The organism is Candidatus Edwardsbacteria bacterium (genome assembly GCA_018821925.1).
In the GTDB taxonomy this organism is placed as follows: Bacteria; Edwardsbacteria; AC1; order AC1; family EtOH8; genus UBA2226.
In genome coordinates this window covers 25,437-49,538 of sequence record JAHJLF010000057.1, presented here as the reverse complement: position 1 = coordinate 49,538, position 24,102 = coordinate 25,437, and the positions used below count along the sequence as shown (strand labels likewise).

Sequence of the window (24,102 nt, the reverse complement as noted above, 5' to 3'; positions counted from 1 at the left end):
GTATTTCTGCCGATAAAGCCCCAGCGCCCCGGCCTTTTCCCTGCCTGCCTCCCAGCCTTCCCGGAAATCCCGGTAAATGAACTCCACCCCGAACTTCTGGCCGATCTCCGATCCCAGGTCTCTTATCAGGTCGTGTTTCTGGTATATGCTGTAAAGCAAGGTGGTGGAAAATCCATCATACCCCCGTTGGGCGGCCTCTTTGGCCGCAGCCTCTAGCCGGATTGAATAACAGACCCGGCAGCGGCCCTTCGACAATGCAGCAAGGTTTTCTTCCAGAGGATATTCGTCACGATAGATGATGTCTATATTATGACGAAGGCCAAAATCCCTGACCGATCCCAATCGCGCCTGGTATTCCTGGTATGGATGGATATTGGGGTTGAACCAGAAACCAGTGATATCCGCCTTCTCATCCGACAGCGCCTGGTAGGGATAGCAAAGGCAGGGAGCACAGCAGATATGTAAAAGTAGCCGGGCCATGAATTAAATTATCAATCCGTATTTTTTCATTTCGGTTTTAAGCAGTTTCTTGGTGGCGTCTGTTATTTCCACCAGCGGCATCCGCATCTCGGCGTGACACAGGCCCATCAGGTTCAGGGCCGCCTTGACCGGCCCGGGGCTGGTCTCCAAGAATAGGGCCTTGATCAGCGGGAACTGTTTGAGGTGTATCTTTTGGGCCTCATCAAGCTTGCCTTTAAAAAATTTGTCCACCATTTTGGCGGTATCCTTGGGGGCGATATTAGCCACCACCGACACCACCCCTTGGGCCCCGATGGCCAGCATCGGCAGGGTCAGGGAGTCGTCGCCGGAGAACACCGCCATCTTGTCGCCACACAGCGAGATTATCTGGCTGACATTGTCCAGGTTTCCCGAGGCCTCTTTGATGGCCACGATGTTGTCAATCTCTGCCAGGCGGCAGACGGTGGCCGGATCTAGGGAGACGCCGGTCCTGCCCGGAACATTGTACAGCATGATGGGCAGCTTGGTGGCTCCAGCCACTGCTTTGAAGTGCTGATAAAGGCCCTCCTGGCTGGGCTTGTTGTAATAAGGAGTGACCACCAGAGCTCCGTCCACCCCCATCTTCTCCATCTCCTGGGTCTTGGTGATGCTCTTCAAAGTGTCGTTGGTGCCGGTATAGGCCAGGACCTTCATTTTGCCCTGGGCCTTCTTCAGGGTTGTTTCGACGATCTTTTTGTATTCCTCCGGCAGGACCGTCGGGCCCTCCCCGGTGGTGGCGGCAAAGACCACCCCGGCGGTGCCGTTGGCCGCATGAAAATCCAAAAGCCGTTCCAGGGCCGGTACATCCAGGGTACCGTTTCTGAACGGCGTTACGATTGCCACGAAAGAGCCTTTCCAATCTATCATTTTAATCCCGCTCCTTAATATTGTTGATCGGTATGATTAATATCATTTTCGTATCCTTACAAATTACGGGTTTTACCTTTTCCCCTTGCTACCCACCGGCACATAATACCTGGTCCCGGGATGGGGCTGGCAGATCTTTTCCACCAGGTCGTTGAAATCATCCTCGTTGTTCACGAAATCGATGTCGTTGACATTCACTACTAAAAGCGGGGTCTCGGAATAATGGAAGAAGAAATGATTATAGGCCTCGGAGAGCTCGGCCAGATATTCCCGCTGCATGCCGTGCTCGAAGGGCCGCCCCCGGTGTTTGATCCGCCTGAGCAGCACGTCCACCTCGGCCTGCAGGTAGATCACCAGGTCGGGCTGGTTGATGTTCCTCTCCAGCAGTGGCAGCATATGCTCGTAGAGCGAGATCTCGTTCTGGTCCAGGTTCAGGTAGGCGAAGATCTTGTCCTTGGCGAACAGATAATCGGACACTAGGCCCTGGCTGAACAATTCCTGTTGAAAAAGATTCTGCTGCTGTTTGAAACGCGACAGCAGGAAGAATATCTGGGTCTGGAAGGCGAAGGCCCGGCGGTCGGAATAGAATTTGGAAAGGAAGGGATTCTCCTCCACCTCCTCCTGCACCAGCTTGGATTTGAAGCGCTCGGCCAGCATCCGGGCCAGCGAGGTCTTGCCCACCCCGATCACGCCCTCCACCGCTATGTAGTTGGGTATCTGTGCCATCGTTTAATATCTGCTCTTATCTAATTTTCTCACGCCCTGGCCTTTGGCGTCCAAGCTTGCCAGGATTTCGCTTATTTTCTTTTTACGGGAGGGGTCGACCAGATTCGGGGAGATCTCCAGCAGGGGGATCATCACGAAGGCCCTCTGGGTTGCCTGGGCATGGGGGATGGACAATTCCTCGGTGCTGATCACCAGCCGATCGTAGTACAGGATATCCAGGTCGATGATCCGGGGTTCATCCTTTAGCTGCCGCTTCCGGCCCAGGTGTTTTTCTATCCGCTGCAGGGTCATCAGCAGTTCGGCGGCCGGCAGCCCGGTCTCGATCTCCGCCACCGAATTAAGGAATTTTGGCTGGCTGACATTTCCCAACGGCTCGGTCTCGTAGACCGAGGAGATGGTATTGATGGCAATGCCCGGGACCTGCTCCAGCGCGGCGATGGCGCTCCGGATGTTTCCCAGGCGCTTGCCCAGGTTGGAGCCCAATCCTATGTAAGCCCGGATGGCCTTCTCCCTGGCTGTTTTCATGGCCGGCACTTGGTTGTTTTGAGTTTTGCTTCCTTGAGCATCAGGCGTGATAGCTCATCCGGATAGCCCTGCTGGTACACCACCTTCTTGATCCCGGAGTTGATGAGCATCTTGGAGCACAGCACGCAGGGGTGATGGGTTATGTAGATGGTGCCCCCGGCCAGCGACACCCCGAAGGTGGCCGCCTGGATGATGGCGTTCTGCTCGGCATGGATGGCCCGGCAGATCTCGTGACGCTCGCCGGAGGGCACTTTCAGCTGCTCCCGAATGCAGCCCACCTGGTCGCAATGCTCCATCCCCGAAGGAGCCCCGTTATAACCGGTGGCCAGTATCCGCTTATCGCGCACCACCACCGCCCCCACCTGGCGCCGCAGGCAGGTGGACCTGGTGGAGACCATCCGGGCCAGGTCAATAAAAAACTTCTCCCAGCTGGGCCGGGCTTTTTTCCCGGGCAATATTTTAGCCCGGCCGGATATTTTGGCCGGTCTGGCGGCTTTCTTCTTAAGCGGCATTATCTATTGCTTGCTTTCCAGGGCGATATCCGGCTCGAAGGACAGCTCGCTGTCCTTGGCCGAAAGGCACAGGGCCAGCACGCTCATCTGGTGAAGGGCCATGGCCTCCTCCAGCCGCTGCCGGGTTATCATCTCCAACTCCACCAGTATGTCGCCCAACCTGCCACCGTTCTGCTTCTGGTGGTCGACCGCCCTCTTGATCTCTTCCGGGCTTAAATGCCCGCCGGCGGTCAGTATCTCTCCTATCAGCTTCTTCCGTTCGGCCGAGGAGAAGCCGGAGATGGAGCCCCCCTTGAATTCCACGTATTCGGTGTATTCGGGATTGTCGATGGTCAGCACGCCGGACCAGTGTTCCTTGATGGCGGTGGCCACCACATCCCCGAACTGGACCTTGCCTAACTGTTTGATCTCTCCCATTTCTTATCCTTTCAATAGGTTGGGATACAGGGGAAATTGCCGGCACAGCTCCCTGATCTCGCCGGATACTTCTTTGATTTTGCTTTCGTTTCCGATATTTGACAGGACCTTGTCGATCATACCGGCCACCAGCTTCATCTCATTCTGCTTCATGCCCCGGGTGGTCAGGGCCGCGGTGCCCATCCGGAAGCCGGAGGTCACGAAGGGGCTGCGGGTGTCGAACGGCACCATGTTCTTGTTGACGGTGATCCCGGCGGCATGCAGGGCATTCTCGGCCTCCTTGCCGGTGATGTTCTTGTCGGTCAGATCTATCAGCATCAGATGGTTGTCGGTGCCGCCGGAGACGATGGAATATCCCCTCTCCACCAGGCTGGCGGCCAAAGCCCGGGCATTGTCGATCACCTGCTGGGCGTAAGTCTTGAATGACGGCTCCAACGCCTCCTTGAATGCTACCGCCTTGGCGGCGATCACGTGCATCAGCGGGCCGCCCTGGATGCCGGGCATCACGGTGCTGTCCATCACCTCGGACATCATCTTCAGCCGCTCACCGGCCTTGGTCTTGAGCTTGATCCCGAAGGGGTTTTCGCTGTCCTGGCCGATCAGCACCATCCCGCCCCGCGGGCCGCGCAGGGTCTTATGGGTGGTGGTGGTGACCACATGGCAATGGGGAATGGGCGAGGGATGCAGTCCGGCGGCGATCAGCCCGGCCGGATGGGCCACATCGGCGAACAGGTAGGCGCCCACCTCGTCGGCGATCTCCCGGAATTTGGCGAAATCGTAATGCCGGCTGTAGGCCGAGGCCCCCACGATGATCATCTTGGGCTTGTGCTCCCGGGCCTTCTTGGCCGCGTCATCCATGTCGATATATCCGGTCTCCTTTTTGACCCCGTAGGAGAATATTTTATACATCTTTCCCGAGAAGGACACCGGCGAGCCGTGGGTCAGGTGTCCGCCGTGGGCCAGGTCCATCCCCAGCACCACGTCGCCCGGCTGGCAGAATGTAAAGTATACCGCTTGGTTGGCGGTGGAGCCGGAATGCGGCTGGACGTTGGCGTATTCGCAGTCGAAGAGTTTTTTGGCCCGGTCCCGGGCGATATTCTCGGCCACGTCCACGAACTCGCAGCCGCCATAGTAGCGTTTACCGGGATAGCCCTCGGCATACTTGTTGGTCATCACCGAGCCCTGGGCCTCCATCACCTCTTCGGAGACGAAATTCTCGGAGGCTATCAGCTCCAGGCCGTATTCCTGGCGTTCGGTCTCGTCGATGATGGATTTAAATATTTCCGGGTCTTTGTTCTTAAGATCGCTCATGGTTGTTTCCTTAATATATTACTTCTTGGTTTTCTTTTTCTTAACCACCGGCTTCGGTGCCACCTTTACGGTATTCGCCATGGTTGAATCCGGCTTGACCGCTGCATGTCCCGAGTTTCCCGCCTGGCCCATGCCCAGCAAAGATCGGACCTTAAGCCTGATGCTGTCGCCGTAGGCCGGGAGGAACCCGGTGTGGTATTCCCTTAAAATGCCATCCTGGTCTATCATCACCAGGGTGGGCAGCTCCTTGACCTTGTATTTCTTTGAGGCCACCTCATACTGGTCCATCAACACCGGCAGGGTGGTCACGTTCTGGAACACGTAGTTTTCCACGGTATCCCGGGGCTGGCCGACATTGACCAGGTAGAACTTTACCGGAAGTCCGGCCATCTCCGAGGCCAACTGCTGAAGCACCGGTATTTCGTTTTTGCAGTTCTTGCACCAGGAGGTAAAAAAACTGAGAACCACTACCTCCCGTTCCTGCCTATGGCGCGGCCCCCTGATCTTCCCGCAATAATCCCGCAGGTAGAAATCCTTTCCGTCAAGCGTTTTCAGAACTACGATCGGGGCCGGCTTGCCGATCAGTTCCGGGACCGCACTCTCGGCGGCCAAAATAGGTGCGAAAACACCGACCAATAAAAGACAGCAGGTTGCTAAGCGCATCATTTGGAATTGTCCTCCTCGTATTTTGCGATCTTGTCTAAGCGCTTCTGGTGGCGGCCCCCCTCGAACTCGGTCTCCAGCCAAACCTTGACGATCTTGGGGACTATCTGGAGGTCCACGAAATCGGCCGGCAGCACCAGAACATTGGCGTTGTTATGCTGGCGCGACAGGCGGGCCATGTCGGGGGTAAGCGCCAGCGCCGCCCTGACCCCTTTGACCTTGTTGGCCGCCATGGCCATGCCGTTGCCGGTGCTGCAGATCAGGATGCCCTTGTCGGCCTGGCCATTGGCCACCGCTTGGGCCACCGGGTAGGCGTAATCGGGAAAGTCGCAGGACTCCCGGCTTTTGGCGCCCAGATCGTTGAATTTTATATTGTCGGGGGAAAAGGCGCTCTTGATCTGCTCTTTTAAAAAATAGCCCCGATGGTCCGACCCGATGGCAACTTTCATACCACAACCTTTATTTGATTAAGAATAAATTATTGTCGCTGCATTGTCAAGGGAATGTTTGGAGATGCCCGACTAAAAGACAGGATCAGTAGGTAATTCGCTCTCGCGAATTACTTAGCCATCAGGACCGAAAGTACTATCGACATGAACTTAGTATCGTCGGAATCGGTGCGCGAGGTCAGCACCACCGGGGCGCTGGTGCCGAGCACTATGGCCGCCAACTCGGCCCTGGCCAGCTGGGTCAGGGTCTTGTACAGTATGTTGCCGGAGTGGATGTCCGGGCATACCAGGATATCGGCATAGCCGGCCACCGGGGATTTGATGCCCTTGCCGGCGGCGCACTCCGGGCTGACCGCCGCGTCCATCGACAGCGGGCCGTCCACTATGCAGCCCTTGATCTGCCCGCGGTCGGCCATCTTGGCCAGTTGGGCCGCCTCCAGGGTGCAGGGCATCTTGGGATTGACCTTCTCCACCGCCGCCAGCACCGCCACCTTGGGGGTCTCGATGCCCAATTTTTGGGCCACCGCCACGGCGTGTTTGATCATGTCCACCTTCTGGCCGAAATCAGGATAGGGTATCTGGGCGGCGTCGGTGACTATCAGCAGGCGGGGATAGTTGGGGACCTCGAACACCGCCACATGGGAGACCGTGGCGCTGTTGATCAGGCCGCTCTCCTTGTTCAGGTAGGCCCGGGCGTAGATCGCGGTGTCTATCAGGCCTTTCATCAGCACGTCGGCCTCGCCATTTTTGACCATCTCCACCGCTTTGGCTGCGGCTTTTTTAGGATCGGTCTCGTTTATCAGGGTGAATATCTTGGGATCGATATTATTTTCCTGGGCCAGGGCCTCGGTCTTCTTCTGGTCGCCGATCAGGATGGCCTGGGCCAGCTTCTCGTTGACCGCCCGGGCCAGGGCCCCGATGATGTCCGGATCCTGCCCGCAGGCCACCGCCACTTTCTTCAAGGGTCCGCCTTTTACCAGTTCCGCCATCTGCTTCAATGATGTCACTTGTGTCACTTAAAATTCTCCTGATTTTTTATTTTATATATTTTAGTTATTTTAACTTAAGAAGACGGCGTTGCGACCGCCCTGCTTGGCCCGGTACAGGGCCTTGTCGGCCCGGTCTATCAGGGATGCCAGCGACTCGTCCCGGTTCAGCTCGGCCACCCCCAGACTGATGGTGACGCTGAGTGGCCACAGTTTCTCCTGGTGGATCAGCCTCCATCTTTCGATGGAGAGGCGAAGCCTCTCGGCGATCTCCACTGCGATCTCGGCCTTGGTCTGGGGCAGCATGATCAGGAATTCCTCGCCCCCGTAGCGGGCCGCCCGGTCGTACTCCCGAAGACCGGCCTGCAGGTGCCGGGAGACCCCTTTTAAGACCTCGTCCCCCACCGGGTGCCCGTATTTGTCGTTGATGTTCTTGAAATAATCCAGGTCGCAAAACACCAGCGACAGCGGCAGGCCCAAGCGCCGGGATTTCTTTATCTCCAGGTCCAGCTCCATCTCTATCTTGCGGCGGTTCAGCAGTTCGGTCAGGGGATCGATGGAAGCCAGTTTGGAAAGCAATTCCGAGGCCCGGGCCTCCTCCTCGTAGATGCTGGCATCCCGGAATATTTGTACCGCCCCCAGGCGCCGCCCGTCGGGGTCATTGACGGGGGAGGAGACCACATCCACCGGCACCCGGCGCCCGTCCTTGTGTTTCAGGTAGACCCTGGTCTGGCCGGTGATCTGCCCGCTGTTCACCGCCCGGCTCAAGGGACACAGCGGGCCGCACATCTCCCGCCCCTCGGTATCGATATGGCACAACAGGTTGTCGGAGCAGCGGAAGCTGACCACCTCCCCGGGCTGGTAGCCGGAGATACTCTCGGCCCCCTTGTTCCAATAGGTTATCCGCCGGTCGTTATCCACAAAATAGACCCCGTCATAGGTCTGGTCCAGGATGGCCTTGTAAGTATCGCAGGGCAGTCCGCCGGCATTATTTTCGGCTTGCCCGGCCATCAGCAGCTGACCACTCCCAGGGCGATGGAGTTCAGCTTCTGCTGTTTGGAATCGGAGCGGGACAGCATCACCACCGGCCGGGCCGCCCCGGCGATCAGCCCGGCGGCCTGGGCCCCGCCCAGGTAGATCAGGCCCTTGGCCAGCATATTGCCGGCCGCGATCTCCGGCGCCAAGAAGATGTCGGCATCCCCGGCCACCAAGCTCTTGACCTTCTTATGGGCGGCGGCCTCGGCCGACACCGCCAGGTCCAGGGCCAGCGGCCCGTCCACCAGGCAGCCCTTGATCTGCCCCCGATCGTTCATCTTGGCCAGATGCGCGGCGTCTATGGTCTCCGGCATGTTGGAGTTGACCGTCTCCAGGGCGGTCAGCACCGCCACCTTGGGGTTCTCCACCCCCAGCTTGCGGGAGATCCCAACCGCATTGTTGATGATGTCCACCTTGGCCATCAGGTCGGGCTTGACGTTCATCCCGCCGTCGGTCAGCAGGAACAATTTGGGATAAAGCTTCATCTCCATTACCGCTACGTGCGACAACAGCCGCCCGGTGCGCAGGCCGATCTCCTTGTCGAGCACCGCTTTCAGGAATATTGAGGTGGCCACCAAGCCCTTCATCAAAAAATCGGCCTTGCCGCTGGAGACCGCTGCCACCGCTGCTTTGCTGGCTTCGGCCATATCCTTGATGTCGTTTATCTCCCAGCCCTTGATGTCCACCTTGGCCTTTTTTGCGGCATCTTCGATGGCGGTCTTGTCGCCGAACAATATTGGGGTGGCAATCTTCTCGGCGGCCGCTTCGCTTAATGCCTCCAGCACCACCTCGTCCTGGGCCACCGCCACTGCCACCTTCTTGGGTCCGCTGGCCTTGGCCTGTTTCATCAGGTCGGAAAATGATTTGATCATTTATTATGCTTTCCTGATATGTAAATATTATTGTTTATCTATTCATCAAAAATTTTATAGGATATATTATCCATACACGAGCCGGTTGGTTTTCATAATCCAGCGCCGGTGAAAATTTACCCGTATATGCTGTCTTGATCGCTTCATAATCCAAACAAAATGATCCACTTGTTTTATCAATAACCACTAACTTAATTGTTCCATCTAAATCAATCAAAAGATGCAAATAAGTTTTCCCTTCAAGACCATTATTTTTTGCCAATTGAGGATAAACCGGATTTTGCATAGATATAAACTTTGGGGATTCACTTAGATTCTTGAATTTCTTTCTATCTTCTTGTGTGTTATCAGTTTTAAAAGAATTTTCACCCGCTGCGTCTTCCTTCTTTTTAAGTTCTATCTTGCCTACCAGTCTTTTACCGCTTTCAATATTCATTTCGGTGACCAGGGAGTCATATCCCTTATGCTTCAACTTTATCTGGTAAGTACCGGGAATGATATTGACCGGCTGAAAAGGCGTCTTGCCAAAACAATATCCGTCAATATAAACATCGGCGCTATCGGGGACAGAGGTGATCATTGCCGATCCGAACTCCTGCCCGAAAACCGGAGAAATAAATAGACCAACCAGCCAAATATAAGCCAATATTTTATTTATCATTTTCCCTGCCTAAATTTATACAGATACCTATCCCACCCCTGTGGCCCTTGTGTCTTTGTCATTCCTGCACTTCAGTTCTTTCAGTGTAAACTCCAGCAGGAATCCAGTTTTATTTTCACACTATCACCATTTTGTCATTCCTGCGAAGGCGGGAATCCATGACTACCTCAATTCATTGTACAAATCATTCCATTCAGGATTTCGCTCTTCGATCAGCCTTATCTTCCAGTCCCGCTTCCAGGCTTTCAGCCTCTTTTCCCGCAATATAGCCAGGCGAATATCATCGTATATTTCGAAATACACTAAAAGGCTTATATCGTACCTTTTTGAAAATCCTTCCACCAGTTTATTTTTATGTTCATATATTCGGCGTTTCAGGTCACTGGTTACGCCGATATACAACGTGCCGCCTCTTTTGCTGGCAATGATATAAACATAACTTTGCTTCATTTTTTATGGATTCCTGCCGGAGTTTATCCCGCACTTGATGCGGGGCAGGAATGACACGTTTATTTTTTATCATTTACGCATGAGTTAATGTCTAGTTCTCTTCTGGATTCCTGCCTTCGCAGGAATGACATTCGGAATGTCAGGCGTATTCTCTGGCCTGCTCCTCGCCCTTCAGTATCCTCATCCCGGCCTCGGCCAGGGCCGTCATCTCGTCCTAGCCGGGGTATACCAGCACCTTCGCGATCCAGCCCACCCGTTCCTTGATCCAATCTATGAATTCCGGGAAGTAGGCGAAACTGCCGGTCAGAACAATCGCGTCCACCTTGCCGTTCACCACCGTGGCCATCTCTCCGATGCACTTGGAAACCTGGTAGGCCATGGCCTGGATGATCAACGTGGTCTTGGCATCGCCTTCCTTGACTCTCTTCTCCATTTCCCTTCCGTCGTTGGTGCCCAGATGTGAAACACAGCCCCCTTTGCCGGCCAGTTTTTTCATCATTTCGGCCTGGGTGTATTTGCCGGAGAAGCACATCTTCACCAGGTCGCCGGTGGGCAAACCTCCGGAACGCTCCGGGGCGAACGGCCCGTCGCCGTTCAGGGCGTTGTTGACGTCCACCACCTTGCCTTTTTCATGGATGCCAATGGAGATGCCACCGCCCAGGTGCACCATAATCAAATTAAGCTCTGCGTACTTTTTTCCCATCTCCCTGGCCGCCCGATGGGCCACCGCCTTCTGGTTGAGGGCGTGGAAGATGCTGACCCGGGGCAGCTCCGGCAGGCCGGAATAGCGGGCCAGGGACCCCATTTCGTCCACCACCACCGGGTCCACGATGTAGGCCTTGACCCCGACGTCGCGGGCGATGTCGTCGGCGATCAGGCAGCCCAGGTTGGAGGCATGGTCGCCGCCGGTCCCGGCCAGGACGTAATCCTTCATAGCCTGGCTGACGGCATAGGTGCCCGAGGGGATGGGCTTGAACAGCCCGCCCCGCCCGATGACAGCATTGAGTTCTTTGACATTGATGCCAGCCTTATTCAGCACATCCTCGATGGCCTTCTTGCGGAAATCGAACTGGTCGGTGATGCGCTTGAAGGGGGCCAGCTCCTCGGCCGAATGGCTCAGGGTCTGCTTGAATGTCGGCTTATCGTCCTCAAAGACCGCTATCTTGGTCGAGGTCGATCCGGGGTTGATGGCCAGAACTTTAAAGGGCACAGGTGGATCCTCCAGATTTTTATTTACTATAGAAGTTTTTTGATTTCTTCAATGCTTATACCGGCATCACGAAGAATGCTTTTCATCGTCCCTTTGGCGATTTCATTATGATTTGGAATCGTTAGGCGGCGATGAGGCGGATCTATATGCCGAAGAATAATATGACTGCCGGATTGGTGGTCAATATTATATCCTATTCTGCGCAGAGCTTTGACCAGTTTTCTACCGGATACTAGCGGAAATACTGTCATATTTAACCTCAATCTGCTTTTCGATAAAGGGCTGCACCGGCAAGGGCTCTTTGTGTTTGACATAACTTGCAATGTATCCCTTTATGGCATCCTCAATGTTCGCAAAGGCTTCTTTTGTCGTTCGCCCCTGTGAATGACAGCCTGGAAGGTTGGGACAACTGGAGATGTACCAGCCGTCTTCGTATGTGATGATGATTTTTAATTTCATGTTAATATCCTTGATTTTTATTGGTCGAGGTCGAGCCGGGATTGATGGCCAGAACTTTAAAGGACAATGACGGTTCCTCTGGAATATTTTATATTTTATTTTTGTTTTTTAGCAACTATCCCAGCAGCCATTTCTCCGCTTCGCCCTCGTCCTCAAAAACCCTCAACAGAAATCCCCGGTTCAGGCTGACCGTCTCCACGAACTGGTGATCCTCCTTCCTGGGATCGTCCTTGGTTATCAGGGTGGCTATCTTGGTGCGGTTGGAGAAATGTTTGTTGTGCGATTGGGCGAATTCGAACCTCTCCAAAGTGGTGGTTGTCAGGTTGATGTCCCTCATATCCACCAGTATCCTGGGCGATTCGTTATCCTGTATTATCTTCAGGGCTGCCAGACGGGCGTTCCACAGGTCATCCTTGTCCACATGATCGGAATGTGTGATAACCACCAGGTTCCTTTTCGGGTCGTGTTTTACATCGTGCGCCATTCCGCTATTCCCCTTTGAAGTTAATTTATTGAGCCTACTGTTGCGATTTATGAATCCTATGTTATTTTACTTCCCCTCGTTCCCCTTCTTGTTCAAGGAGGGAGGTGGTTTAATATTCCCTGGCTTTTTCCTCTCTCTTTAGAACCCTTAACGCCCCGGCCGCCAGGGCCGGCATTTCGTCCTCGCCGGGGTAGATCAGAACCTTGGGGCTGATGAAAGATACCCGTTCCTTTATCCAGTCGGTGAATATCTTATTGAAGGCCACCCCGCCGGTGACCACGATGGCATCCACCTTGCCTTTAAGCACCACGGCGCAGGCCCCGATCTCCTTGGCGATCTGGTAGGCCATGGCCTTAAAAACCTCCTCGGCCTGCTTGTCCCCGGCCAGCACCCGGTCCTTGACCACATTGGCCATATTGGTTCCCAAGTAGGCCGACAGGCCCCCACTGCGGGTAAGTTTTTTCTTGATCTCGTCAACGGTATATTTGCCGGAGAAACACATTTTGACCAAGGCCCCGGTGGGCACCCCGCCAGCCCGTTCCGGAGAGAACGGCCCGCCTTCGTTGGCATTATTTACATCTATGAATTTCCCATGATCCACCGGCGAGATGGAAATGCCTCCCCCCAGATGGGCCACGATCAGATTGACCTCGGGCAATTTTTTATTGAGATCCTGGCAGGCCTGCAGGGCGGCCATCCGCATGTTCAAAGCATGCAATAATGATTTGCGTTCGATCTCGGCCAGTCCGGAGATACGGGCCAGCGGAGAGAATTCGTCCACCGAAACGGCGTCCACAATAAAAGCCGGACAGCCGGCGGCATCGGCGATCTCCTTGGCGATGAAAGCTCCCACATTGGAGATATGCTCGCCGCGCTTGGCTTCTTTCAGGTCGTCCAGAATGGTCTGGTTGATATGATAGGTGCCGGAGGATATGGGTTTTAACACCCCGCCCCGGTCCACTACCGCCGAAAGCGATTTGAGCGCTATTTTATTTCTGGTCAGAAAATCAAGGATCACAGCTTTGCGCATGGGGTATTGGTCCACGATACGGGGGTATTTTTCGACCTGGGATTTATCGTGCCCGATGGATTCCGCCACCAATCGTTTTGAACCTTGATAGACCGCCACCTTGGTGGAGGTGGAGCCTGGGTTGAGCACCAGTATCAGAAAATCTTTGATGGCCTTATCTGACTTTGGGGCCTTTTTTACCGCCGGTGATTTTTTTATTGCCTTCTTGGCGATGGTTGTCTTCTTCCCTGTTTTTTTCCGCGGAGCCGCCTTGGCTCTAAGCTGTTTCTTGACGGCTTTCTTTTTGGCAGGGAGTTTCTTGGCCTTGGCCGGTTTGATGACGGCCTTTTTCCTTTTGGCTATGGTCTTTTTGATCGGTCTTTTCTTGACCGGCTTTTTCTTGGCCATAAATTTTCTCCTTAACAATGACCGTATATTTTCAGCTTTAAATGACAGGCTTTGTCATTCCCATGCAAATGGGAATCCAGACCCAGTACGGCGCTCTAAACCAGCATCTTCTTCAGCTCTGGGGTTTCCCACAATGATTTGAAATCCTCGTCCTGGGTCACATTCTCCTTGTAGTCATCGTCGTTCTCGATGGCCTTGGCCAGGCTCTGCAACGAAGCATTGAGGTCACCCTTGAACAGCTGGACCCGGGCCAGCTCGTACCAGGCGTCGGCGTCATCGGAGTATATCTCCAGGGATTTGTTCAGGGCGGTCACCGCCTCGTCGTATTTCTTCATATGGCGCAAAGTGACGCCCTTGCTGTACCAGGCATCGTTGAACTCGGCGTCCAGCTTGATGGCCTGATCGAATATTTTGATGGCTTCATCATAGCGCCCCAGGTCGCGCACCGCCAGGCCCTTGTTGTACCAGGCGGCGATCATCTTGGGGTCCAGGCTGATGGCCTTGTCCAGGGCTGCCTCCGCCTCCTGATCGCTATCCAGCACCCCCAGCACGATGCCCTTGTTGCACCAGGCCTTGGCAAAATCGGGCCTTAGGGCGATGGCCTGGTCGTAGGCTTTGATGGCCTCGTCGAAGCTCTCCATCCGGCTGAGGATGCGGCCCTTGCTGAACCAGGCGTCGGCGTTGTCCGGCTCGGCCTGCAGGGCGTTCTCGAAGGCGTTCAGCGCCTGGTCCAGATGGCCGTGCTTCTCCAGCTTGTTACCCAGATCGATGTAATCTTCTGACATAATAATCCCGGTTTTTAATTTGCGTTATAAACGATTTCCCTCTCCCGCTGGGGGAGCTAGGGAGGGCTCCGTCCCTACCCCTGAAATCTGTTATCCCATCACCATGATCTGCCGGACTATTCCCACTCGATGGTGGCCGGCGGCTTGGTGGAGATGTCGTACACCACCCGGTTGATATCCTTGACCTCGTTGACGATCCGGTTGGAGACCCGGGCCAGCAGATCGTCCGGCAGCCGGGTCCACTCGGCAGTCATGAAATCGGTGGTGTTGACCGCCCTCAGGGCCAGCACATTCTGATAGGTCCGCTCGTCGCCCATCACCCCCACCGCTCTGACCGGAAGCAGCACCGCCAGGGCCTGGGAGATGCGGTCGTACCACCCGGCATTCCTGATCTCCTCGATGAAGATGCGGTCGGCCGCCCTTAAGATGTCGCAGCGTTCCTTGGTTACCTCTCCCAGCACCCGCACCGCCAGGCCGGGCCCGGGGAAGGGGTGGCGCATCACCATCTCCCGGGGCAGTCCCAGAGACAGCCCCACCTGCCTGACCTCGTCCTTGAAAAGTTCCCGCAGGGGTTCTATCAGCTTCAGGTTGCGCATGTTCTTGGGAAGCCCGCCCACATTGTGATGGCTCTTGATGGTGGCCGAGGGCCCCTTGAAGGAGACCGATTCGATCACGTCCGGATAGATGGTGCCCTGGGCCAAATATTCCACCTTTCCGATCTTCCGGGCCGCCCCGGCGAAAACCTCTATGAATTCCTTTCCGATTATCTTGCGTTTTCTCTCGGGATCCTGCACCCTCTTCAATTTGGCGTAGAATATCTTGGATGCATCCACCGTTATCAGCGGAATCCGGAACTGTTTTTTAAAGACCTTCTCCACCTCCTGCCGCTCGTTCATCCTCAGCAGACCGTTGTCCACGAAGATGCAGTGCAGCTGTTTTCCCAGGGCCCGGGAGATCAGCACCGCCGCCACCGAGGAGTCCACCCCGCCGGAAAGGCCCAGCACCACTTTCGCCTTGCCGGCCTGCTCCTGGATGCTTTGGACCGATTGTTCGATGATGGAGTCCATGGTCCAGTCGCCCTTGCAGCCGCAGACCGTGAACAGGAAACCGGACAGCATCTTGTGGCCGTTCAGGGTGTGGGCCACTTCGGGATGGAACTGGAGCCCGTAGATCCTCCGCTTCTTGTCGGCCATGGCCGCTATCCGGCAGCTGTCGGTGGAGGCGATGGTCTCGAAGCCCGGCGGGGCTTTAAGCACGCTGTCCCCGTGGCTCATCCACACCTGGGTGGCGTCCGGCATTCCGGAGAACAACCAGCCGGCCGAATCATTGCGGGCCAGTTTTAGAATGGCGTGGCCGTATTCCCTCTCCCGGCTTCTCTGCACCTTCCCCCCCAGCAGCAGGGCGGTCAGCTGCATGCCGTAGCAGATGCCCAGGATGGGTATTCCGGCGGAGAATATTTCGGCGTCGATGGTGGGGGCGTTCTTATCGAACAGGCTGGACGGCCCGCCGGATAGGATCAACCCGCTGGGATTCCCCTCCATGATTTTTCCGGTCCCGGCATGGCAGGGGATGATCTGGCAATAGACCTTCTGCTCCCTGACCTTGCGGGCGATCAGCTGGGTATACTGCGAGCCGAAATCGATGATGTTTATCCTGTCCAAAAGGCCCTCCGATAATTTACTGTTGTGGTTTCATTTTCTTTAAAAGCGCCGCCAGGGCGGTCTGGGCAGCCTGGGCCAGTTCCGGGTCCCGGTCCTTGGCCACCTTCATCAGGAAACCGGCCGAGCTCTTCAGCTCTATCTGCCCCAGGGAGATGAGGATCTGTTTTTTGATCTCCGGCGTCTCCCCCCGGCTCAGCAGGTCGCGTTTGGTATATAGCTCGGTCAAGGCATCTACCGAGGCCTCGTCTCCAACCTTGGCCAGATGCTCGATGGCCAGCTTTTTGACTTCGGGCTCCTTGTCGGCCATGGCCCTTATCAGCCAGGCCTCGGACTCCTTGCCGCTGATCTTGTAGATGGCCTTCAGCACCTCGAGCCGTACCCGGACGTCCTTGTCGTTGAGGGCCTCGCCCAGATGGGGAATGGAGGACTCCGTGCCCATCAGGGCCAGCAGCACCGCCATGTTGCGGCGCACAAACCAGCGATCCTCACCCAAAGCCTTGATAGCGATGGGCTCCACGCCCTGCCCTATTTTATTGAGCACATACATGCATTTAAGCCGCATGTTGCTGTCCTCGCTCTCCTTGACCGTATCCATAAGATAGGGCAGGGCCTTTTCCTTGATGCCGGCCAGGACGCTGGCGGCGTCCTCCAGGATGGGGTCCTTCAAAAGGCCCAGTATCAGGGAACGGATGGCCGCCTCGTCGCCGATCAAGGCCAGGATCTTTATCATGTCCCTGGCCACCGGCTTTTCGGCCATCAGCAGCATAATGTCCGAGATATCCTTGCTGATGCGGGAGACCAGGGACTGGTGCTTTGTGTTCTTGATCTGGTCGGCCATCAGCTGGATCACCTCGAGGGCCTGCTGATAGATCCGGGGTTCGCTCTCCTGGCGCAGCCTGCTGGTGGTGTTGTCTATCACCAGCTCGACCAGGTCGAAGCGCTCGATGGCCAGCAGGTCGTTCTCCAGTGTCATCATTTTCGCCAGGGCGCTTTCCCTGACGCCGGGATCGGCCTCGGCCAGCAGTTTCAAAAAACCCTCCAGGGCCGGCCGGCAACTCTCGTCGCGCCTTAGTATCCAGCGCAGGGTTTTCACTTCGTCCTCCGAGGCCATCTCCGCCGCCGGGCGGGAGGCCAGGTCAGCCAGATATCTCTCCAATACCGGCTGGGTGGAGGATATCTGCCCGAAGACGAAAGCGCAATCCTCGGCGCTCAATCCGTAATATTGCAGCTTGGCCTGGACCAGAGGATACAAGGTTTGCTTGCGGGAATTGTCGGCCGGAATGGAAGCCACCATCCCCCGCAGTTTTTCGGCCAGCACCACCGGGTCGTTCTTGGCCTCCAGGGCCAGCACCTCGGTCTTGTCGATGATCAGTTTGGCCAGATCTTCGTCGGAATACTTGGTCAGCAGTTCCCGCACCACGTCGGACCATTCGGGGTTGTCCAGCTTTACCTGGGTTACCATCTGACTGCTGCGCTGATCTAAGCCCCCTATAACATTGGCCATCATCGAGGCGTATTCGCCGCCGCCCTGCATCTTGGCCATCATAGCCAGCCGGTCCAGATCGCTTACTAATTTCTCCTGGCCCTCCGGGGTGTCGGCCATGGCCAGGGCGCCCTTCAAAAGCATCTCTGTCACCATGGAGGGATCGCTTTTGAGCATGGCTATTATCTGCTCCGGCAGCAGGCTTTCCAGGGCGGCCCCGCCTCCTGAGCTGCCTCCGGACCCCGAGCCTCCTCCGTAGGAGATCCCGGTAGCGACTATGTTGGAGATGCCCCGCAGGGCCAGCGCGGCCGCCAGCCCACCCTTGGCTTTTACCTGATCCACATCCATGGCCATGGTCTCAAAAAATCCCTGCAGCTGGTCGCGATCGATGCCCTGCTTAAAGGTCAGCTGGCCCACGCTGCGTTTTCCCAACTCGGAGATGAAATTGGCGAACACCTCCTTGCGGGAATCGGGCACCGGATTATCGTTCAGGAGCAGGATGTTCCCGGCCAGACTGAAGCTCAAAAAGCTATCAGGACCCATCGCATCTTTGATCAACTGAAGGCTGGCCTCGAACAGTTTTTGGGAGGTGGGATGGCTGGCCGGATACATCTTTAGATTGCGCAGGGAGCCGGTCAGCTGGCCCACCAGCCGGGTCATCAGCATAGGAGATATGTTGGCCATGATTATCTCTATCCCTTTTTAATAATGAACCCAGGAAATATTATAAACCTATTGCCAATCAGAAATTTTCATGGTTTCATGGTTTCCTTATGAAATATTCTAGTGCCGGAAATGCCGGTGGCCGGTGAGCAGCATGGTGATATTCATCTCCTTGGCCTTCTGGATGACATCCGAATCCTTGACCGAGCCGCCCGGCTGGATGATGGCCGCGATGCCGCCGGCCGCTGCCTCCTCAATGTTGTCGTGGAACGGGAAGAAGCCATCGGAGGCCAGCACCGCGCCTTTGGCGCGATCGCCTGCTTGTTTCAGGGCCAGCCGGACCGAGGCCAGCCGGTTCATCTGCCCGGCCCCGGTCCCTATCAGTTGCTGGTCTTTAGCTATGGCGATGGCATTGGATTTAAGATGTTTCACCAACCGGTAGGCGAATACCAGATCCGCCATCATTGCCTCGGCAGGCGCCGGGCCGGAGACATGCTGCAGGATCTTCTCGTCCAGCACCATACCGTCGGGACGCTGGATCAGGTATCCTCCGGCCGCCGATCGTAATATCCACTCCGCCCGGACCGTCTCCCTGTCCACTTTGACCAAACGGACATTCTGACCCCAGCCCTTGCGTCCGGCAAAGATGTCCTTAACCCCGGGGCCGAAGTCCGGAGCGGCGATCACCTCGTAGAAACTGCCCGGAGCCACGATCTGCATGGCGGTCTCCTGGTCCAGCGGCCGGTTGAAGCTGATGATCCCACCGAACCGCGAGATGGGCTCGGGCGGCAATTCGCCCTGGCTGGCCAGCACATAAGCCTGAACAATGCTCTCGGCAGTGGCGCAGCCGCAGGGGTTGGTGTGCTTGATGATGGCGCAGGATGGTTTTTTGAATTCCTGGATCAGCTCCCAGGCGGCCGACAGGTCCAGGATATTGTTATAAGAGATCTCCTTGCCGTGTATCTGTTCGAAAGGAATTTTGGCTCCGGAGTGAACATAGAACCCGGCATTCTGATGTGGGTTCTCGCCGTATCTGAGCCCTATGGCTTTGTCGAGGGAAAGGTTGATGCCGACCGGCAATTCCTGGCCGCCTGAGATGCGTTCGGAGAAATAATTGTTTATGGCCACGTCGTACCGGCCGGTCAGTTCGAAGGCGCGGACCGCCAGTTTCTTTTTGGTTTCCAGCGACACATCTTTGTGTTGCTTGATCTCGTCCAGCACCGGCTGGTACTGCTCCGGCGAGGTCAGCACCGCCACCGCCTGGTAGTTCTTGGCCGCCGCCCGGATCAGCGAGGGCCCGCCGATGTCAATGTTCTCGATGGCCTGCTCCTCGGTGACGTCGGGTTTGGCCACCGTCTGCTCAAAGGGGTACAGGTTGACGATCACCAGATCGATGGGCGCGATATCGTTCTGCTTTAGCTTCTCCATATGGGCTGGAATATGGCGGCAGGCCAGGATGCCGGCATGGATCCGGGGATGCAGGGTTTTGACCCGGCCGTCCAGCATCTCGGGGAACCCGGTGACGTCGGAGACGTCGATCACATCGATCCCCTTCTCCCGCAGGTGCCCGGCGGTCCCGCCGCTGGAGACTATCTCGTAGCCCAAAGAGGCCAGCTCCCGGGCGAATTTTTCCAGCCCGGTCTTATCGTAGACGCTGATAAGTGCTCGTTTGGTTTGCATGGTTTTGATCAAAAATTATTTTCTTGAAGTTTCCGGCTGATTTGTTTGCTCTTTTCAGGCATTGTTTTCATCAGGAATTCGTTGATCTTTTCCAGCATTTCCATCCTTTGGCCATAACTAAGTTTTTGGGCAGATCGCAGATCGTCAAGGTTGTAATACTGGTCATCTTTGTTTATTTTATTTCTCATTTCTCAGCTCCTTTATTTTTTGCAATGCCTTGATGTCTATCTTGTCCCTTTCTCTTCCGGCAATCTCCTTGAGCCGGATCAGGTCGTCTAGGCTGATAAGATTTATCATCAATCCACCGGATTTGATGATCTCGCGCCTTTTGTATGCCTTGTGAAAATCTATTTTGTCCTCTAGCAGTATATCCACGTGTTCCATGTCGTTGTCTGGATTATAGACCGAGAATACTACCATGTTTTTCTTGCTTATCCATTCCTTCCTTTTCGCAGGATCGGAAAAGTCATCTATTGTCACCGGAACCTTTGGCTTATAGCCCAGTTCTTTTACAATTTTTATGAATTTGCTCGTATTCACATCGTCCAGCATCATCAGCACATCCAGATCCATGGTGGCCCGGATGTAACCGTGCAGGTTTACCGCAATGCCTCCGGCAACCAGATATTCAACCTGTTCGTCATTCAATTTTTCTATGATTTTTTGGTACAGCATTTTGGTTCTTTAGGATTGTTAGCTTACACATTTAAGGTATACAGATTCTGTCGATTTGCCCCGTAACATGACCTGGGTGTGAATTTGATTATAGAGATAAATATTTATTCATCTAATTTATTTATGATTTGTTCAATCACGTCAAAAATTTCCGATAACTCTTTATACATAGCTTCAGCAATTGTGTTTACGTCCTTTGTAAAGTCTACTGCACATTCATAATATCTACCCCTATCCCTCTGACCAATTTTTATTGCTTTATATTTACCAATGTTTTTCTCTAAGGCTGAAAAGAAATTGTTTCCGTTTTTTACTTTTCCTGTAAGATATATTTCAATAGAAGGCCTTGCAGATATATCTTCCGGATCAAAGAATGACACATCTATAGTTAATGTGTTTTGTCCTTTTGGTATACTTATTCCAAAACTATAATAGTTTTTGAATATTAAGTAATCCTTTATATTTGTTTTTGTTTTTAATTTATTGTCCGCATTAAATATTTCCTCGATTCTGCTAAGAACTATTTTCATAAAATTTTTGCCTGATTCTTCGATTTTTTCTAATTGGCCACCATAGTCAATGTATAGTTTAGCATATCGAGCGATCTTTGAATCTAATTCATATGTTTCGGATTCACTTCCCTTCTTGTTATTCTCATCTGCCATCACTCATAATCCTTTTAATATAAATTGAAAAATCAATCATTGTAAAATATAAGCGCGTGTTCTTCTCAATCTTTGTTATAAACTGTCTACATATATTTATGACTTCATCCCAACCAACAATAGTTACGTTAATGTCTTTGTGCTCTCTTCTGGCTTTTTCACATTCGTTTTTTATTATTTCATTATTTTTATCTGGAGCTAAAACTAAATACGTTTTCTTTTTGTTTAACCATCTATTTTTAGCCCCATCAATAAAACCAATCGTTTCTTTTATTTGATTCTCTTTTATCGCTGATTTATTTATTTTATTTTCAATAAATACTACCATTTCATCGCATTCAAGCACTATGTCTGGTCGCCTCGCCTTTTCCCCTTTTTCATCTGTAACATGAACCTCTAATTCAACATACCATTTATTTTTCTGTATTATAGCCGAATTAGATGTGTCAAGAAATTTTTCCAAGAAGACATATAAAAATTTATCACCAGCACTCAATGCATTGTTCCAGTTAAACAAATAAGCCAATATTGTTGATACTTGCTCTTCTTCATGAACATAGAAAGCATCAAAAAGATTAAACTCTGGCTCTGGGTGCTTTTTTAATTTTTCAAGCTCTGTTTCCAAAGCACATAACGCAAGTTCTTTTTCAATCAAAATAAGTGATTTCTTTTGTTCAATCAACCTGCTATCCATGCTTTTCATTTGACTGTCCAAAGCATCTTTCCTATCAAATTCCTTTCCGAATCACTTTTCCTTCGGCCATCACGCAGTTGGGATAGGCCGCCATCTGCAGCGGGTTCTTGTTCCACACCGTCAGGCTGGCCAGCTTGCCCGGCACCACGCTGCCGGTTAGCATATAAAAATTACAGGTGATAGTCACCTGCCGCCTCGGGCTGATAGACGACCTCCATAATTTTTAATTTCCTGATGCCTTCCGGCACCTCCCATTCCACTATATCACCAGCTTGGTAGCCAATCAAGGCTGTCCCAACTGGCGATAAAACGGAAATCTTATCCTGCGAAATGTTAGCCGCCGCCGGAAAAACCAAAGTATAGGTGAAAGACTCTCCTGTTTCCATGTCCTTGACCGTCACTTTGCTGTTCATCGTCACCATATCATTGGGAATTGCTTCGGATAAAACTACCTCGGCCCGGTTCAACTCCCCCTGCAAATCTGTGAGATATTTTAGTTCTGGATTATAGGCCTGCAGGTGGTTGGAAATCATCTGTTCCAAACGTTTTTTATCGTATGCAGTTATGTAAATTTTTCTCTGGCTCATTTGCCCCCTTTCTGTTTGCCTGTTTGTATGGCCTCATTGTAACGGATGCTGAAAATATTTTATTTTTGCCGCTACATCCCCTTCCGAATCACTTTTCCTTCGGCCATCACGCAACTGGGATAGGCCGACAATTGCAGGGGGTTCTTGTTCCAGACTATCAGGCTGGCCAGCTTGCCCGGCTCCACGCTGCCCAGGATATCATCTATCCCCAGGATCCCGGCATTCTTGTAGGTGATCAGCGAGATGGCCTCCTCTTCTTTCATCCCGAAGATCATAAAAAACTTCAGGCTGTCCCTCAGGGCCGGGGCCATGATCACCGGGTGGTCGGTCATCAGCCCGTACCGGGCCTTGGACTTCATCAGCAGTTCGGTGTTCTTGTAGCTCTCGTTCTTCAGCTCCACCTTGTATGGCATGGCGCCCAGCGGGCCGTAGACCACCGGAATGTCATGCTTTGCCAGTTCATCGAATATCTCCTTGTGATGCACGTCGCCCAGATGGTCGGCGGTGACCCTGATCTTGTATTTCTTGACCAGCTCGATCAGATACAGCGCGTCGTCCTCCTTGTGGACGTGAACCTTGGCGATCTTCCTGCCCTCCAGCAGATCCAGCAGGGACCTCTCCTCGCAGTCGAAATCCAGAAGATATTCCTTCTCGATGGTCTTCTTTTCGAACTCCACATCCGCCCGGTTCAGCTTCTTCTCGCCGCTCCGCACCTTGATGTCCAGCTCCTTGAGCTTCTTCTCCCTGGCCAGCTCGGTCTTTTGTTTCTTCAGCAGCACCGAGTCGAATTTCTTCTCCAGCATCCCATAGATGCCCATCCGGGTGTTGGGCCGGGTCCCCTTCCATTCCCCGGTGGAGCGCGGGTTATAGCCCAGTGCCATCTTGTAACCGTAGTCCTTAAGCAGGGCTTCCTGGCGGTGGCGGGCGAAGTTTTTGATGATCATGGCCCGGCCGCCTAAAAGATTGCCGCTGCCGGGGACGATGCAGCTGTACAGCACCCCGAAGTCCACCGCCTCCTTGAAGGCCAGATCGTCGAAGTAGACGCTGTTCAGGGGGTCGTTGATGGGCAGGAACTGGTCGGTGATGTCGTTGGCCTCATCCTCGGCCCCCGGCTCGCCGAAGCGGGCCATCCCGATGTGGGAGTGGGCGTCTATGAAGGCCGGGGTGACCACTCCCGAAAAATCGGCCTTCTTCTTTTTCTTGCCGATCTCCACTATTTTGTCGTTCTCGATGACCACCGAGACGTTGTTCAGTTTTTTCTTTCCGTCGAACAGGGTCTCGGCGTTGATGATGATATTCTTGGCCATGATCAACTTCCTTTATATTTGTTTTGGTTTGATTTATCTTATCCGATAGCCCACGGTTAACGACAGCACCCGGTTGCGGTGGTCCACGTACCGGTTGATATCCGCGATGTTCGACCTTAATATCCTGGGGAAACCTATGCTGTAGCAGCCGCCCAGCTCGATCCGACCCATGGGGATGTTTCCGCCCAGTACCAGTCCGTAATCATCCTTTCTGAAGGCAGACTCCGGAGTTGTGTAAACGCTGTCCATCTGGATGATCCCGGCTGAAGCGCTGTTGGTAATGACCTGCCGTCCGGAGACAAGCAGCGCCCCGTAAAAACCGAAATATAAATTAAGCAAGGGATGATATGACCTCGGCAG

General features: G+C 53.9%; 29 protein-coding genes and 1 pseudogene. All 30 read right to left on the bottom strand.

Annotated elements, in window-relative coordinates; all coding sequences use genetic code 11:
- The coding region (locus tag KJ869_06980; protein ID MBU1576935.1) for an epoxyqueuosine reductase QueH at window positions 1-480 on the bottom strand (480 nt) is incomplete at its 3' end.
- 3 nt (window positions 481-483) lie between these two features.
- Window positions 484-1,365, bottom strand: coding sequence for a 4-hydroxy-tetrahydrodipicolinate synthase (gene dapA, locus KJ869_06975; protein ID MBU1576934.1), 882 nt, complete (start codon window positions 1,363-1,365; stop codon window positions 484-486).
- A gap of 72 nt (window positions 1,366-1,437) precedes the next feature.
- Window positions 1,438-2,091: a deoxynucleoside kinase gene (locus KJ869_06970; GenBank protein ID MBU1576933.1), complete on the bottom strand. Its 654-nt coding sequence runs from the start codon at window positions 2,089-2,091 to the stop codon at window positions 1,438-1,440.
- Window positions 2,092-2,094: 3 nt separating this feature from the next.
- Complete coding sequence (gene folK, locus KJ869_06965) at window positions 2,095-2,616, bottom strand: 2-amino-4-hydroxy-6-hydroxymethyldihydropteridine diphosphokinase (GenBank protein MBU1576932.1); 522 nt, start codon at window positions 2,614-2,616, stop codon at window positions 2,095-2,097.
- A complete protein-coding gene (locus KJ869_06960; protein ID MBU1576931.1) occupies window positions 2,613-3,128 on the bottom strand; it encodes a cytidine/deoxycytidylate deaminase family protein in 516 nt (171 codons plus the stop codon). Before KJ869_06960 ends, folK begins: the two co-directional genes overlap by 4 nt.
- A 3-nt stretch (window positions 3,129-3,131) precedes the next feature.
- Window positions 3,132-3,545, bottom strand: coding sequence for a hypothetical protein (locus KJ869_06955; GenBank protein MBU1576930.1), 414 nt, complete (start codon window positions 3,543-3,545; stop codon window positions 3,132-3,134).
- 3 nt (window positions 3,546-3,548) lie between these two features.
- Window positions 3,549-4,856, bottom strand: coding sequence for a serine hydroxymethyltransferase (locus KJ869_06950; protein ID MBU1576929.1), 1,308 nt, complete (start codon window positions 4,854-4,856; stop codon window positions 3,549-3,551).
- Between the two features lie 18 nt (window positions 4,857-4,874).
- Window positions 4,875-5,522, bottom strand: a complete 648-nt coding sequence (locus tag KJ869_06945) for a TlpA family protein disulfide reductase (protein ID MBU1576928.1) — start codon at window positions 5,520-5,522, stop codon at window positions 4,875-4,877.
- Window positions 5,519-5,968, bottom strand: coding sequence for a ribose 5-phosphate isomerase B (gene rpiB / locus KJ869_06940; protein ID MBU1576927.1), 450 nt, complete (start codon window positions 5,966-5,968; stop codon window positions 5,519-5,521). Before rpiB ends, KJ869_06945 begins: the two co-directional genes overlap by 4 nt.
- A 110-nt stretch (window positions 5,969-6,078) precedes the next feature.
- Entirely contained in the window at window positions 6,079-6,957 is an 879-nt protein-coding gene (locus tag KJ869_06935; GenBank protein MBU1576926.1) for a bifunctional enoyl-CoA hydratase/phosphate acetyltransferase, read from the bottom strand.
- Between the two features lie 69 nt (window positions 6,958-7,026).
- Window positions 7,027-7,965, bottom strand: a complete 939-nt coding sequence (locus KJ869_06930; GenBank protein ID MBU1576925.1) for a sensor domain-containing diguanylate cyclase — start codon at window positions 7,963-7,965, stop codon at window positions 7,027-7,029.
- A complete protein-coding gene (locus KJ869_06925) occupies window positions 7,965-8,861 on the bottom strand; it encodes a phosphate butyryltransferase (GenBank protein ID MBU1576924.1) in 897 nt (298 codons plus the stop codon). The genes KJ869_06930 and KJ869_06925 overlap by 1 nt, the downstream gene beginning before the upstream one ends.
- A 34-nt stretch (window positions 8,862-8,895) precedes the next feature.
- The gene (locus KJ869_06920; GenBank protein MBU1576923.1) at window positions 8,896-9,522 is read right to left on the bottom strand and encodes a TonB family protein; all 627 of its coding nucleotides are present in this window, start codon (window positions 9,520-9,522) and stop codon (window positions 8,896-8,898) included.
- A 162-nt stretch (window positions 9,523-9,684) separates the two neighbouring features.
- On the bottom strand, window positions 9,685-9,972 hold the full coding sequence (locus tag KJ869_06915; protein ID MBU1576922.1) for a GIY-YIG nuclease family protein: 288 nt from the start codon (window positions 9,970-9,972) through the stop codon (window positions 9,685-9,687).
- A gap of 139 nt (window positions 9,973-10,111) precedes the next feature.
- Window positions 10,112-11,182: pseudogene (gene buk / locus KJ869_06910) on the bottom strand (butyrate kinase).
- A gap of 26 nt (window positions 11,183-11,208) precedes the next feature.
- Complete coding sequence (locus tag KJ869_06905) at window positions 11,209-11,433, bottom strand: type II toxin-antitoxin system HicA family toxin (protein ID MBU1576921.1); 225 nt, start codon at window positions 11,431-11,433, stop codon at window positions 11,209-11,211.
- Window positions 11,405-11,641: a type II toxin-antitoxin system HicB family antitoxin gene (locus tag KJ869_06900; protein ID MBU1576920.1), complete on the bottom strand. Its 237-nt coding sequence runs from the start codon at window positions 11,639-11,641 to the stop codon at window positions 11,405-11,407. The genes KJ869_06905 and KJ869_06900 overlap by 29 nt, the downstream gene beginning before the upstream one ends.
- A 115-nt stretch (window positions 11,642-11,756) precedes the next feature.
- Entirely contained in the window at window positions 11,757-12,125 is a 369-nt protein-coding gene (locus KJ869_06895; protein ID MBU1576919.1) for an STAS/SEC14 domain-containing protein, read from the bottom strand.
- A gap of 109 nt (window positions 12,126-12,234) precedes the next feature.
- Window positions 12,235-13,305 (bottom strand): butyrate kinase, encoded by a 1,071-nt coding sequence (buk, locus tag KJ869_06890; GenBank protein ID MBU1576918.1) that lies wholly within the window; start codon window positions 13,303-13,305, stop codon window positions 12,235-12,237.
- A gap of 332 nt (window positions 13,306-13,637) precedes the next feature.
- Window positions 13,638-14,327: a tetratricopeptide repeat protein gene (locus tag KJ869_06885; protein MBU1576917.1), complete on the bottom strand. Its 690-nt coding sequence runs from the start codon at window positions 14,325-14,327 to the stop codon at window positions 13,638-13,640.
- Window positions 14,328-14,443: 116 nt separating this feature from the next.
- Window positions 14,444-15,988 carry a glutamine-hydrolyzing GMP synthase gene (gene guaA, locus KJ869_06880; protein MBU1576916.1) on the bottom strand — a complete coding sequence of 515 codons (1,545 nt, stop codon included), beginning with the start codon at window positions 15,986-15,988 and terminating at the stop codon, window positions 14,444-14,446.
- A 16-nt stretch (window positions 15,989-16,004) separates the two neighbouring features.
- Entirely contained in the window at window positions 16,005-18,155 is a 2,151-nt protein-coding gene (locus tag KJ869_06875) for a HEAT repeat domain-containing protein (protein ID MBU1576915.1), read from the bottom strand.
- Window positions 18,156-18,254: 99 nt separating this feature from the next.
- On the bottom strand, window positions 18,255-19,814 hold the full coding sequence (purH, locus tag KJ869_06870; protein MBU1576914.1) for a bifunctional phosphoribosylaminoimidazolecarboxamide formyltransferase/IMP cyclohydrolase: 1,560 nt from the start codon (window positions 19,812-19,814) through the stop codon (window positions 18,255-18,257).
- 8 nt (window positions 19,815-19,822) lie between these two features.
- Complete coding sequence (locus tag KJ869_06865; GenBank protein ID MBU1576913.1) at window positions 19,823-20,002, bottom strand: hypothetical protein; 180 nt, start codon at window positions 20,000-20,002, stop codon at window positions 19,823-19,825.
- Window positions 19,992-20,489, bottom strand: a complete 498-nt coding sequence (locus KJ869_06860) for a hypothetical protein (GenBank protein MBU1576912.1) — start codon at window positions 20,487-20,489, stop codon at window positions 19,992-19,994. Before KJ869_06860 ends, KJ869_06865 begins: the two co-directional genes overlap by 11 nt.
- 104 nt (window positions 20,490-20,593) lie before the next feature.
- Entirely contained in the window at window positions 20,594-21,154 is a 561-nt protein-coding gene (locus tag KJ869_06855) for a hypothetical protein (GenBank protein MBU1576911.1), read from the bottom strand.
- Window positions 21,144-21,857, bottom strand: coding sequence for a PD-(D/E)XK nuclease family protein (locus KJ869_06850; GenBank protein ID MBU1576910.1), 714 nt, complete (start codon window positions 21,855-21,857; stop codon window positions 21,144-21,146). Before KJ869_06850 ends, KJ869_06855 begins: the two co-directional genes overlap by 11 nt.
- A gap of 161 nt (window positions 21,858-22,018) precedes the next feature.
- On the bottom strand, window positions 22,019-22,435 hold the full coding sequence (gene rnk, locus KJ869_06845; GenBank protein ID MBU1576909.1) for a nucleoside diphosphate kinase regulator: 417 nt from the start codon (window positions 22,433-22,435) through the stop codon (window positions 22,019-22,021).
- 71 nt (window positions 22,436-22,506) lie between these two features.
- On the bottom strand, window positions 22,507-23,742 hold the full coding sequence (locus KJ869_06840) for an amidohydrolase family protein (GenBank protein ID MBU1576908.1): 1,236 nt from the start codon (window positions 23,740-23,742) through the stop codon (window positions 22,507-22,509).
- Window positions 23,743-23,775: 33 nt separating this feature from the next.
- A complete protein-coding gene (locus KJ869_06835; GenBank protein MBU1576907.1) occupies window positions 23,776-24,081 on the bottom strand; it encodes a hypothetical protein in 306 nt (101 codons plus the stop codon).
- Window positions 24,082-24,102 lie beyond the last annotated feature (21 nt).